General features: G+C 71.0%; 11 protein-coding genes. 6 read left to right on the forward strand and 5 right to left on the reverse strand.

Translation table 11 applies throughout. The annotated features are described in order from the left end of the window. Positions 1–105: 105 nt before the first annotated feature. Together ACTWJ8_RS33085 and ACTWJ8_RS33090 are read left to right on the forward strand one after the other, a co-directional pair. Positions 106–1377 (forward strand): VWA domain-containing protein, encoded by a 1272-nt coding sequence (locus tag ACTWJ8_RS33085; protein ID WP_443261234.1) that lies wholly within the window; start codon positions 106–108, stop codon positions 1375–1377. After that, positions 1377–2159 (forward strand): hypothetical protein, encoded by a 783-nt coding sequence (locus ACTWJ8_RS33090; RefSeq protein WP_443261235.1) that lies wholly within the window; start codon positions 1377–1379, stop codon positions 2157–2159. Before ACTWJ8_RS33085 ends, ACTWJ8_RS33090 begins: the two co-directional genes overlap by 1 nt. Before the next feature lie 71 nt (positions 2160–2230). Here the strand turns inward: ACTWJ8_RS33090 and ACTWJ8_RS33095 are convergent, their stop codons facing one another. Both ACTWJ8_RS33095 and ACTWJ8_RS33100 read right to left on the reverse strand, forming a co-directional pair. Continuing rightward, positions 2231–2902: a hypothetical protein gene (locus tag ACTWJ8_RS33095; protein ID WP_443261236.1), complete on the reverse strand. Its 672-nt coding sequence runs from the start codon at positions 2900–2902 to the stop codon at positions 2231–2233. Then, on the reverse strand, positions 2899–3186 hold the full coding sequence (locus tag ACTWJ8_RS33100) for a hypothetical protein (protein ID WP_443261237.1): 288 nt from the start codon (positions 3184–3186) through the stop codon (positions 2899–2901). Before ACTWJ8_RS33100 ends, ACTWJ8_RS33095 begins: the two co-directional genes overlap by 4 nt. 131 nt (positions 3187–3317) lie before the next feature. Here ACTWJ8_RS33100 and ACTWJ8_RS33105 point away from each other — a divergent pair, with 131 nt between their 5' ends. From ACTWJ8_RS33105 to ACTWJ8_RS33120, 4 genes are all read left to right on the forward strand, one after another. Beyond that, positions 3318–4520 (forward strand): sensor histidine kinase, encoded by a 1203-nt coding sequence (locus tag ACTWJ8_RS33105; protein WP_443261238.1) that lies wholly within the window; start codon positions 3318–3320, stop codon positions 4518–4520. Beyond that, positions 4517–5209 carry a response regulator gene (locus ACTWJ8_RS33110; protein WP_443261239.1) on the forward strand — a complete coding sequence of 231 codons (693 nt, stop codon included), beginning with the start codon at positions 4517–4519 and terminating at the stop codon, positions 5207–5209. The genes ACTWJ8_RS33105 and ACTWJ8_RS33110 overlap by 4 nt, the downstream gene beginning before the upstream one ends. A gap of 208 nt (positions 5210–5417) precedes the next feature. Continuing rightward, on the forward strand, positions 5418–6659 hold the full coding sequence (locus tag ACTWJ8_RS33115; RefSeq protein ID WP_356373576.1) for an ATP-grasp domain-containing protein: 1242 nt from the start codon (positions 5418–5420) through the stop codon (positions 6657–6659). A 39-nt stretch (positions 6660–6698) separates the two neighbouring features. After that, entirely contained in the window at positions 6699–8738 is a 2040-nt protein-coding gene (locus tag ACTWJ8_RS33120; RefSeq protein WP_443261240.1) for a hypothetical protein, read from the forward strand. Positions 8739–8801: 63 nt separating this feature from the next. On the opposite strand, the gene ACTWJ8_RS33125 is transcribed toward ACTWJ8_RS33120, so the two are convergent. The 3 genes from ACTWJ8_RS33125 to ACTWJ8_RS33135 all read right to left on the reverse strand — a co-directional run bounded on the left by ACTWJ8_RS33125 (position 8802) and on the right by ACTWJ8_RS33135 (position 12041). Beyond that, positions 8802–9773: an HpcH/HpaI aldolase/citrate lyase family protein gene (locus ACTWJ8_RS33125; RefSeq protein WP_443261241.1), complete on the reverse strand. Its 972-nt coding sequence runs from the start codon at positions 9771–9773 to the stop codon at positions 8802–8804. Next, positions 9763–10980 carry a CaiB/BaiF CoA transferase family protein gene (locus tag ACTWJ8_RS33130; RefSeq protein ID WP_443261242.1) on the reverse strand — a complete coding sequence of 406 codons (1218 nt, stop codon included), beginning with the start codon at positions 10978–10980 and terminating at the stop codon, positions 9763–9765. Before ACTWJ8_RS33130 ends, ACTWJ8_RS33125 begins: the two co-directional genes overlap by 11 nt. A 140-nt stretch (positions 10981–11120) precedes the next feature. After that, the gene (locus tag ACTWJ8_RS33135) at positions 11121–12041 is read right to left on the reverse strand and encodes a LysR family transcriptional regulator (protein ID WP_443261243.1); all 921 of its coding nucleotides are present in this window, start codon (positions 12039–12041) and stop codon (positions 11121–11123) included. Positions 12042–12126 lie beyond the last annotated feature (85 nt).

Genomic DNA, 12126 nt, shown 5'->3' on the forward strand with positions numbered 1-12126 from the left:
GGGCGCCCGAGGGTTGCACGAGAAACCTGGGGAGTGGGACACGACGGTGCGCACTTGAGGACCCCCGTTTTGATCTCCTCCCGACAAGATCCATAAGATCCGCCGATGATCATCAAAAAACGGCTGGCGGCGGGCCTGTGCGCCCTGCTCGCCGCCCTCGCCGTCGGCGGGCCGGCGCCCACGCAGGCGTACGCCGACGAAGCCGACGAAAGACCGACGCCCCAGGTCGAACTCGTCCTGGACGTGAGCGGGTCCATGCGCGCCCGCGACATCGACGGCGGCTCCCGGATGGCCGCGGCGAAGCAGGCGTTCAACGAGGTGCTCGACGCGACGCCCGACGATGTGGAGCTCGGGATCAGGACGCTCGGGGCCAACTACCCCGGGGACGACCGGAAGACGGGCTGCAAGGACACCGAGCGCCTCTACCCGGTCGGCCCGCTGGACCGCACCGAGGCCAAGACCGCCGTGGCCACGCTCCAGCCCACCGGCTGGACGCCGATCGGCCCGGCCCTGCTCAAGTCCGCGGACGACTTCGCGTCCGGCACCGGCGCGAAGCGCATCGTCCTCATCAGCGACGGCGAGGACACCTGCCAGCCGCTCGACCCGTGCGAGGTGGCTCGCGAGATAGCCGCCAAGGGCATCGGTCTGACCATCGACACGCTCGGGCTCGTCGCCGACGCGAAGACGCGTGAGCAGCTGTCCTGCATCGCGGACGCGACCGGCGGCACCTACACCGCCGTGCACCACAAGGAACAGCTCTCCGACAAGGTCGGCCAGTTGGTCGACCGGGCGGCCGACCCGGTGGCCACGCCCGTGGCCGTCGACGGCGCCGCGCAGTGCGCCGACGCGCCGCAGCTCAAGGCCGGCCTCTACACCGACCGCGAGAAGTTCGGCGAGCACCGCTTCTACCGCGTCGACGTCGAACCGGGGCAGGAGCTGCGCGCCTCGGTGAGCGTCGCGGCCGACCGTGCGGTCAACCGGGACTACGGCGTGCTGCTGCGCGCCGTCACCACGCACGGCCGGGAGATCGTGCGCGGGCAGGAAGCGGGGGACGGACGTACCGACGTCCTCTCCACGGGCCTGCGTTACCCGAAGCCCGAGGGCGACGACGACGCGGACGAGACGCAGGCGGAGCCGGTCTGCCTCCAGGTCTCGAACTCCTTCTCCGCGCCCGCCTCGGTGAAGACGACCCCCGGCCTGCCGGTCGAGCTGTCCGTCGACGTCGTGGACGGCCCGGACCGGGCGTCCGACGTGGCCGCGTTCGGGCTCGGCCACGGCTGGTGGCTGCTGGCCGCCCTGGTCGTGGTCGGCTTCCTCGCGGGTGTCATCTGGGGCTGGCTCTCGCGCTGGCGCGTCTCTGTCTGGAGGACGAACTGATGAGATTCGCGACGCAGTTGACGCGTACGAGGCGGCCGGTCGCGGGGGTGCTGGGCGCCGCTGTCGCAGTGCTGACACTGGCCGGGCCCGTCGCCGCGGACGAGGGCGACGACACCGCCGCCAGGAAGGCCCCGACGGAGGCGGGCACGTCGTTCCGTGCGGCGGCGCGGATGCAGCAGGACCAGAAGGCGACGGCGAGCGCGTCGACGGGCGACTACCTGTACTGGTCGTTCCCGGCCGACGCCGGTCAGCGCCCGACGGTGAAGGCGACCGTCGAGCTGCCCGATCCGCAGGCCCGGCACGGCGCGCAGACCTGGCGCATCGACGTCTACGACGGGCTGAGGCGCCGCCAGCCCTGCCAGTACGGCATGCAGGAACGTGCCGCTGAGGCCGGGGCGAAGCGCGTGGAGCTCGCCTGCACGGTGCGTACGGTGCACGCCTCGGCGGACGCCTGGAGCAACGACCCGCTGCCCGGCACCTACTACGTGCGTCTCACGGCGACCTCGCTCGCCGACGCCGACCTGGGCCAGCCGGTGACGGCGTCGGTGGAGGCCCACTCGAAGGACATGGGCGGCGCGGCTGCGGTCGACGGCAGCCTGTCCACCCCGCTGGTCCCGGGCACGACCGCCTCCGCCGAGCAGTCCGCACCGGCGGACGGCTGGGCCTCGGCCTGGTGGACGAACCGCTGGCTGTGGACGGCGGCGGGCGCGGTGCTCGCGGCGCTGGCGGGTATCGGAGGCTACGCGCTGACGCGAGGGGGAGGCCGCCCGGCGGGAGCCTGACAGGCCGCGGAAACTCCTCGCCCCGCGTCAACGCGGGGCGAGGACTCGTGGTCGTAAGCCGTTCAACGGCATCAAGTCAGCGGGCCTGCCCGGTTCTTGCTCGACCGGTAGACGCCCAGGCCGATGAACCCGACCCAGACCAGCGTGATCAGCCCGACGAGGGCATCCGCGCCCCACCCGTTGATCGCGTAGAAGTGGGTGGCGTCCATGCCGAAGTAGAGCGACGGGACGGCCAGCAGGTTGATGACTCCGACGATGACCGTTCCGCGCAAGGCCCACCCTGGAGCCATCGGCGACGTGGCGGTCGTGAACTGCCGTGCGGCGCGGGCGAATCCGAGCAGGAACATCGCGATCCAGAGGTGCGCGATCGGCCCGTGGGCCAGTGCCATGGCGGCCGCCAGTGGGCCGTCCGTGGTCGGGTCCATCCCCCGGTCCGGGTAGGCCAGGGGAGTGCCGGCCTCGAGCGAGGTGGCGAAGAGGATCACGGCGACGTAGATGAGCAGCGACACGAGGGCGAGCTGACCGGCGATGGTGCGCCGTCCCGTGTCGTCCCTGGGCAGCAGGCGTGCCAGGGCGACGCCGAACGCCGTCAGCACGGCCATGGTCACGAGCGTCAGCAGGCTGCGCGTCAGGACGTTCCACTCCGGAGGTGGCCCGGAGTAGACGAAGTACAGGGCCACCATCGGCACCGCGAGGGCACCCACCGCCATCCCCGCCCGGCCGGTGAAGTGCGGCGTGGTCACAGTGACTCCCGCCCGGTGCGTGACCACTGGTGGCGGACGTGGTCCACGGACAGCAGCGCGGCGTCGACGAGGAGGGCGCTCGCGGGCGTCCACAGCCACCACGGGCCGTCGAGCCGAGCGCTGAAGATGCCGATCAGCAGCCAGACGATGAGCTGTACGGCGGTCGCGAAGGCGGCGATCGTGGTGATGACGAAGCGGGCCCGTGAGGTGGAGCGCCGATCGGTCGGGTCGAGCCCGAGCAGCGTCATCAGGTATCGGCGGTGAGGATGTGTGGTGTTGTCCATGTCCTCAACGGTGTCGGTCCGGCAGCCCGTCGGACGTCTGCCGATCGGGCCTGATGGGGTCCACCAACGGCCAATGGCTCCTACGACTTTCGTTGACTGCCTCGCCGAGGCGGGCGGTCTAGGGTGGTCCGGTGCCGATTCCTCCCCGCGCCGTCGTCGACGGTCGCAGCGACGACGAGCCCCCGGTGCGTCGAGGGCCGTGGATCGCGCGCGGCCGGTCGGCGTTGCTCGTACTCGCGTCGTTCGCCGGTGGACTGGCCATGCTGTTCCTGGTGCTCGAGCAGCGGCCGGGCGGAGGGTGGCGCGTCCTCGACATCGCCGTGGGCGCCGCCGCGAGTCTCGTGCTGCTATTACGTCACCGTGCTCCGGTCGCGATCGGCCTGATGCTGGCGGTTGTCGGGGCGTTCAGTGCCACCGCCGGAGTGGCCAACTACGTAGCCCTGTTCGCCGTGGCGCGCAGCCGACGGATGGAGTTGGCGTTCGTCGTGGCGTTCGCCGACATCGTCGGAGCCCTCGTCTTCTGGCTGCTGTATCCGGCCAACTCCGCGCTGAGCCTCACCGTCGCGGTCAACGCCGCGATCGCGCTCGCCGTCGTGGCCTGGGGCGCGCTGCAGCAGAAGCAGCAGGACCTGGTCGCGGTCTACCGGGACAGGGCGGCCCGTATCGAGCGCGAGCGCGAGCAGCGCGCGGAACAGATCCAGATGGCCGAACGCGCCCGAATCGCCCGGGACATGCACGACTCGGTGGCGCACTACATCTCGCTGATCGCCCTCTACGCGGGCGGGCTCGCGGTCGCCGGGGACAACGTCAAGAACGTCGGCACCACGGCCGCGACGATCCGCACGACCGCGATCAGCGCACTCGACGAGCTGCGCACGGTGATCGGCATGCTGCGCGACGGCACCGTCGTGACACCCCGGGCCTCCGACCACGAGCACACCGTCGCCGGTCTGATCGACGAAGCCAGACAGGCAGGCCAGATGATCGTCGCGCACCTTGATCCGACCGCTGGCGGTGACAGTGCATCGGCGGTGCAGGAACCCGCGAACACCGAGCACATCTACCGAGTCGTACAAGAGGGACTGACCAACGCACGCAAGCACGCCCCTGGCGCCTTGGTGACAGTGAATGTCCGCCGCGAGGGCCGTGACACCCTCGTCACGATCACCAACCCGATCGAGGCGTCCGCGTCGGCGTTGCCCGGGAGCGGTGCCGGCCTGCGCGGTCTCGCCGAACGGATCGCCGCCGTGGGAGGCGTCGCCGAACACGAGGTCGTCGACCGCGGTGAGGACACCCACGAGTTCCGACTGTCTGCGCGGGTGCCCCTGCGATGACCGGCTCCCCGTCCTCCAACAGCGCCCCGGGCGACCCGACTTCGGTGCTCATCGTCGACGACGACGCGATGGTCCGCACCGGTCTGTCGATGGTCCTGTCGATGGACCCCACCATCACGGTCATCGCCGAGGCACCCGGCGGAGCCGAGGCCGTCAGCGAGGCAACCCGGCACCGGCCCGATGTCGTACTGATGGACCTTCAAATGCCGGAGATGGACGGCGTCGAGGCCACCCGCCGAGTCCTCGCTGCGGCACCGTCGGTCGCGGTGCTGATGCTGACCACCTTCCACCTGGACACACACGTCCTCGACGCACTGGAGGCCGGCGCGAGCGGATACCTGCTCAAAGACGTCGCGCCGCAAGAGCTCTGCCACGCGATTCACCTCGCCGCCTCGGGGGAGTCCGCGTTCTCGGCGACGATCACCCGCCAACTCGTGGCACGCCACACCCGCACGGCCAACGACGCAGCCGGCGCCAGAGCCCGGCAGGCATTGGAAGCTCTCACCGACCGCGAGCGCGCCGTGGCCGAGGCCGTCGCCGAAGGCGCGTCCAACGCGACCATCGCGAAGGCCCTCTTCATGAGCGAAGGCACGGTCAAGACCCACATCTCCCGCGCGCTCACCAAGACGGGCCTGGACAACCGGGTCCAGCTGGCACTTCTGGTCTTCCAGACGCAGCGGTACTTCTAGCTGTTGCGGGGGCCAGGTGCGGGCGTCGCCGAGAGTGAAGCCCAGGGCTGAACTCCTGTCCGCCGTCAACTCGCGCCGCAGTATGGCGAGTTGGAGCATGCCGCCACTTCGCCGCCTTGGACCGGGTCCCGCGTTTGTGCACCGCATCGTCGGGCAGGCGAATCAGCCACACCCCCGATGGGCGTACGCGCCGAAGGAGAATCTGTCTATGCCGCAGCGCGAACCGGTCACCAGGAACCCGGACAAGGGCTACGTAGCGCTTCTTGGCTGGAGTCTCAACGCAGTGGAGGCCCTCGACCGGTTCGATCGGAGATATGTCGTGGTGGCCCCGGAGTGGGCCGAGGAGTACTGCGTCGAGCACGACATCCCGTACGTGCCATGGAACTTCGAACGGCTCAACGACCGCTCCATGGAGATCGCCGAGACGCTTCAGAACGAGGGCGTCGACGTCGCGATCCCGCTGTACGAGGAGACGGTCGAATGGGCGGGAGCGATCAACTCGGTCCTTCTCGGCAACCCGCGTCTGTACGGTCAGGCCATGCTGCTGCGGGACAAGGCGCTGATGAAGCGCCGCGCGCAGCTCGGCGGCATCCGGGTCGGTATCTTCGAGGAGGCCCACGACAGGGACGACGTGATCCGCTTCCTCAAGCGCGTCAACCAGACCCTGCTCAAGCTGGACGGCGACCCGAACGACCCGATCCACCTCAAGGCCTTCGACAAGGCGGGCTGCCTCGGCCACCGCGTCATCCGCACCCCGGACGAGATCGACTCGATCCCGGACGAGGAGTTCCCCGTCCTCATGGAATCCCACCTCGACGGCTGGGAGTTCGCGGTCGAGGCGTGGGTGCACAACGGGAAGATCAAGTTCCTGAACATCTCCGAGTACGTCACGCTGGGGTACTCGGTGTTCGTGCCGGCGACCCCCGAGCTGGAGCGCTACCGCCCGCAGATCACGGCGCAGATCGAGAAGCTCATCAAGACGTTCGACATCGAGTTCGGCTTCGTGCACCCGGAGTACTTCGTCACCAGTGACGGAGAGATGTACTTCGGCGAGGTCGCCTACCGGCCGCCCGGCTTCAAGGTGTTCGAACTGCTCGAGCGGGCCTACGGCTTCAACGCCTACCAGGCGCTGGTCCTCGCGTTCGACCCGAAGACGACCGAGGAGGAGATCGACGCCTTCTTCCCGCGCGAGGTCGTCGACGCGTCCGGGGTGGCAGGCTGCTTCGGTGTCTACCCGCGCCGCCGTGTCGTCAGCGACCTCGAGATCCCCGAGGAGACCGAGGACGACGACTACTACGAGTCGCACGACCTCTCGACACCGCTCGAGGAGACCGTCACCAAGAGGACCGCGTTCGGCAACCACTGGGGTCTGGTGTACTTCTTCGGTGACGACCCCTACCGCATGCGCGATCTGTTGAAGAAGCAGGAAGAGCTCGACTTCTACGTCTGACGACCCGTCGACGCAGGAGGCCAACCCGAGGGAAACCCTTTGAAACCGACCGTCGACGTCAACGGTGAGGCCACGACGCTGCACAAGCGCGTGGCCTCGCTCGACGACGCCATCCAGGCCATGGCCGACACCCGCGACTTCGGCAAGCACACGAAGCTGCGGCGGGTCCTGGAAGCACTGCGGCGGGTGCTCAAGCAGCCGGGCGGCGCCGCGGCGATCCAGGAGAGGGCGCAGGCCATCGAGGACGCCGGGCTCTTCCAGGGGACGGACTGGGCGTCGCCGGAGATCCTCCTCCCGGCCCTGGCAGGACCGGGACTGCACAGTGCCGACGCGGACACCGTCGTCATGGAGGCGACCAGCGAGCTGCGGATGCTCGCGGTCGCCCGCGGAGACTACGCGCACCCGACGCTGCCGGCCGAGGACGCCCGCCAGTTCCTCTCCCAGGTGCTGGCGGCCAACCTGGAGCTGTTGTTCGGCGCGCCCAGCGAGGCGGAGCGGGTCCAGCAGGGCCGCACCGCGGAGCTGATCCGCGACCTGTTCCGGCACATCGCCGAGGAGATCGGTTACGACAGCGTCCTGGACGACCTGGTCGACGAGATCTGGCGGATCCTGCGCCAGCGCCCGATCCAGGTCGAGTCGGTACAGGCCCTGATCACCCGGATCGCGGTCTACCGCAACGACCCGGACGTCGCTCTCGGCCCGTCGTCGGGGCAGGGCATCGACCGGCTCATCACGAGCCTGTTCGGGACCACCGAGGCATGCCGCGACGATCCGGGCATCGACGTCTTCCACTCCCGGCTCGAAGCGATGGACGCCGGCGCCCTGCAGTACGAGGCGACCGGATTCGCGCGGGCCATGCACGACACCGGCCTGGTGTCGCCGTACCACGCGGAACTGCTCCGGTTCCTGCTGCGCGAGAGCGACTACCTCCTCGGCGAGGCGCTCGGCCTCTCCGACACCGGCCGCAACTGCCTGCTGCGCTACAGCGACCTGGTGCACCGGCTGATCGAGGTGGCCGTGCACCCGCAGACCGCGCAGTGCGTCTACGGTCTCGCGCTGCTGCTCGACCGAGGCATCCTGTACGAACCACCGGTGGTGCCCGCGCTGTGGCGGCAGCTGTCGCTCGAACTCTCCCCGGTCGCGCGCGAGCGACTGATCGCGGCCTTCGGCGAGACACCTGAGCCGCGGGCGCGCCTGGTCGCCGGAGTGCTCTCGATGTTGGGGCTGCCGCTCGGTGTCGGCCAGGGCGACAACCCCACCTGCCAGTCGGCCCGCGCGCTGTCGATGTGGGCCTACAACGACCCGGACTACCTGCTGCAAGTGGTGGTCTGGGCCGCCCGCGACGACGAGATCCTCATGCACTTCGAGGGCCAGCCGATCTCGTCGAAGGGCAGCGGGGCAGGAGTCGCGAGCACGCTGCCGACGGACCTGGACCCGGTGTCGCTGCTCGTGGTGCCCCACCTGGACCGGATCTACGCCGAAATGGGGCGGCGCTGCGTCGGGCGACCGGGGGACCCGCACCGGTGGGTCAACCCCGAGTTCCACGGCTGGTGGGCGGCCCGCGGGTTCCACATCAACGTCGATGTCGCGACCGGGAACCTGGTCGACCTCGACGACTTCCTGCGGCAGTTCCACGTGAGCTACCACCCGACCTACAACGGCGAGCAGCCGCTGATCCACCCGCAGCCGGCCGGCGTCGCCGTCACCGACAGCGCGGCCCGCTACGTCGGCTGGCACGCCATCACGATCCTGCGGGTGGCGCCGGACCCGCAGGACGTCATGCGGGTGTACTTCTTCAACCCGAACAACGACAGCGGCCAGGACTGGGGCGACGGCGTCGTCGTCTCCACCGCGGGCAACGGCGAGCGGTTCGGCGAGGCCTCCCTGCCGTTCGACCAGTTCGCCTCGCGGCTCTACATCTTCCACGCCGACCCGCTCGAGCACGGCGTACCGGAGCGGGTGCCCGCCGAGGACATCGCACGCATCATCGGCTACATCGAGCGCAGCTGGGGCAACGACCGGCTGCCCGCGGGCACCCTGCAGGCCCAGGAAGGACCGGCGGGCCTGGCGGGGAGCTGACGGAGGCCGTGGCGGGGCGGGGCAGGGTGGCGACAGGCGCGCCCGCACCGGGCTCACCTTCGCTCAGGCGTGCCGGGCCAACAGCGCTCTCGCCGTCGCCGCCATCGCCTCGTCGACCATCTCGCCCTCGAACGTCACCGCGCCCACGCCCCGCGCCTGCGCCGCCTCCACGGCCTCGATCAGACGGGCCGCGTGGGCGAGTTCCTCGGCGCTCGGGGCGAACACCTCGTTGAGGACCGGGACATGGGACGGATGGATGGCCATCATGCCCGTGTAGCCGAGCGCCCGGTTCTGCTCGGCGAAGCCGCGCAGGCCGTCGAGATCGCCGATCCGTGTCCACAGTCCGGCCACCGGGTGCGGCGCCCCCGCGGCCCGGACGTCGAGCAGGACGCGGGCCCGCAGGGCGTACGTCTCGTGGCCCGCGGGGCTCCAGCGGTATCCGACGGCGCGCTCGACGTCCCCGCCTGCCCCCGTGACGGCGCCGAGGTGTGCGACGCGGTCGGCGGCTGCCGTCGCGCAGCCGTAGGCGTCGCGGAGGGCTTCAGCGGTCTCCAGGAGGGGGACGAGCGCCAACGTGCTGTGTGCCAGGCCGTGTTCGTGCTCGCACCAGGTCAGGAGCCGGTCGGCGAAGCGGATGTCGTCGGGCCCCGACACCTTGGGCAGCACGACGCCGCTCAGGCCTGGCCCGCACACCGCGCGCAGTTCCTCGACCGCGGCCCAGCCGTCCAGCGGCCTGACCCGGACGAAGAGCGCGGGGCCGGAGCCCGCGACGGCCCGCGCTGCCAACGCCCCGGCCACCTGACGCACGGCCGCCGCCCGGTCGGTATCGGGCAGCGCGTCCTCCAGGTCGAGGATGACCGCGTCGGCGCCGGCCGCACGGGCCTTCGGCAGCCAGGACGCCGTCCTGTTGCCCGGTACGAACAGCATCGAGCGCAGCGGGGGCCGGTGGTGCGCGGGCCGGGCGCGTGGGGTCCCGGACGGTGACACCGCGCGCGCCGGGGCCGGGTCGGACCGCGAGGACACCTCAGACGACACCGTGCTTCTCCAGATCGGTGAGTTCCGCCTCGCCCACACCCAGCCACTCCCGGTAGACGAGCGCGTTGTCCTGGCCGAGGGCAGGTCCGGTCCGCCACACCGCTCCGGGCCGCTGCCGGAAGTGCGGGATGACCGACTGCATGCGTACCGGTCCGAGGTCGGCGTCGTCGACCGTGACGATGTCCTCGCGCTCCGCGTAGACGGGGTCCGCGGCGATGTCGGCAGCGCTGAACACCCGTGACGCGACGACCTCGGCCCGCGCGAAGGCCTCCAGACACTCGGCGGCCGTGCGCCCGGCCACCCACGCCCGCAGGCCCTCGTCCAGTTCGGCCCGGCGCGCGAACTGCTGCTCCGTGGTGGCGAATTCGGCCTCGGCGTGGCCGAGGAGCGCGGCGACGTTGCGGACCGAGCGGAGGGTCGCCGACGTCACGGTGATCCATTCGCCGTCGTGCGACCGGTAGGTGTTGATGACGGCGGCCGGTGCGACCGCGAGCTGGTTCCCGGTGCGCTCCGGCACCGTGCCGAGCTGATCGTGCACGATGACCTGCCATTCGACGAGCCGGAACAGGGGCTCGAAGAGGGCCAGGTCGATCCACTCGCCGTCGAAGTCCGGGTCGTGGTCGCGACGGTGCAGGGCGGCCAGTACCGCGTAGGCGCCCATCAGACCGGTCACGGCGTCGCCGTGGGAGAAGCCGGTGTGCACGGGCGGGGTGTCCGCGAAGCCGGTCAGGTGCACCACGCCGCTGCGGGCCTCGCCGACCTTGCCGAACCCCGGCTCGTCGGCGCGGGAGGACGTGGCGCCGAAGCCGGAGATCTGCAACAGCACGGCCTTCGGGTTGACGCGGTGCACGGACTCCCAGTCCAGGCCCCACGAGCGCAGCCGGCCGTTTCGCAGCGTGACGATGACGACGTCGGCCCAGGCCACGAGCCGCGCGGCGAGCTCGCGCCCCGACTCCTGGTGGAGGTCGAGCGTCACGGAGCGCTTGTTGCGCCCGGCGACCTTGAACCAGAGGGGCTGCCCGTCCTTCCTCGGCCCCATGGCCCGCGCCGCGTCACCGGCGCCCGGCGGCTCCACGTGCACCACGTCGGCGCCCTGGTCGGCGAGCATGGAACCGGCCAGCGGGCCCGCCACCACATGCGCGAACTCGACCACCTTGAGGCCCTGGAGCTGGCCCCGGCCGCCGGATCCCTGATCGTTGACAGTCACCACGCGCTTCCCCACTCCCGGATGTGTCCGCCGGATCGCGGCACACCTCAGCCTGCCGAGTCGACGGCATGAGCGTCCAGCATGAAAGGGCGATCAATCCTTGCGTTCTACGCATGAATTGCCGGGGTGGGAGTCCCAGGTCAGGCCCACGTGACACCTGGCGGCAGGTCGTGCCGCCGCGCCCGGAACTCCTGCAGCGTCTCCAGGAACCGGTCGGCCGCCCGGGGGAGCGGCCGGCGTGCGCGGACGGCGATGTCGAGCCCGCGGTGCACGACCGGCTCGACCAGCGGCCGGTGCACGAACGGGCCCGTGCCGAGGAGTGGCAGGACCAGCGCGGGCATCGCGGTCACCCCGAGGCCCGCCGCCACGAGCCCGCCGACGGTGGCGACATTGCCCGCCTCCGCTGCCGGCGCCGACCCCGAGCCGAGCTGGGCGAACGCGGCGTCGGTGAGGCGCCGCACGCTGGAGTCGGGGCCGACCGCGAGGAACGGCTCGCGGGCCAGGTCGTCCCACGTGGTCTCCGCGCGCTCGGCCAGGGGATGTTCCCGCGGCAGCACCGCCACGAACCGGTCGCGCACCAGGGGGTGGTGCTCCAGCTGCCCGGACGGCTCGCCCGTGGTGATCGCGAAGTCGGCGTCCCCGGAGAGCACCCGGCTGAGCACGGACTGCTCCAGGCCGTCCATGAGCTGCACCGCCACCTGCGGCCGCTGCCGGCGGAAGTCGAGGATCACCTGGGGCAGCAGCACCGCGGCGACGGACGGGAGGGTGGCCACGGCGACCGTGCCCGACTCGCCGAGCAGGAAGCGTTCCAGCTCCTTCATGCCCGACCGGTGGGCGTTGACTATCTGCTCCGCGATGCGCAGCGCCTCGACGCCCGCGGCGGTCAACTCCACATTGCGGGTGTCACGTTCGAGGAGCCGGGCCCCCAACTGCCGCTCCAGGTCCGCCACCGCGCGGCTGAGCGAGGACTGGGAGACCCGCAGGTGTGTCGCCGCCGCCGTGAAACTGCCCGCCCGGGCCACGGCCGCGTAGGCCGTGAGCTGACGCAGAGTGCTGTCCATGGCGAGGGACCCTACGCGCCCGCCCGGCCTTTGATGCGAGAACCGCATGGATAGATCTCGGTTTGATGCTGGACGCCGATACGTC

The sequence above is a fragment of the Streptomyces sp. SDT5-1 genome, from assembly GCF_052245995.1.
Classification (GTDB): domain Bacteria; phylum Actinomycetota; class Actinomycetes; order Streptomycetales; family Streptomycetaceae; genus Streptomyces.

Excerpts from the sequence above, each read along its gene's own strand:
- ACTWJ8_RS33085 (WP_443261234.1), top strand. The coding sequence starts at position 106 with ATGATCATCAAAAAACGGCTGGCGGCGGGCCTGTGCGCCCTGCTCGCC.
- ACTWJ8_RS33090 (WP_443261235.1), top strand. The coding sequence starts at position 1,377 with ATGAGATTCGCGACGCAGTTGACGCGTACGAGGCGGCCGGTCGCGGGG.
- ACTWJ8_RS33100 (WP_443261237.1), bottom strand. The coding sequence starts at position 3,186 with ATGGACAACACCACACATCCTCACCGCCGATACCTGATGACGCTGCTC.
- ACTWJ8_RS33110 (WP_443261239.1), top strand. The coding sequence starts at position 4,517 with ATGACCGGCTCCCCGTCCTCCAACAGCGCCCCGGGCGACCCGACTTCG.
- ACTWJ8_RS33115 (WP_356373576.1), top strand. The coding sequence starts at position 5,418 with ATGCCGCAGCGCGAACCGGTCACCAGGAACCCGGACAAGGGCTACGTA.
- ACTWJ8_RS33135 (WP_443261243.1), bottom strand. The coding sequence starts at position 12,041 with ATGGACAGCACTCTGCGTCAGCTCACGGCCTACGCGGCCGTGGCCCGG.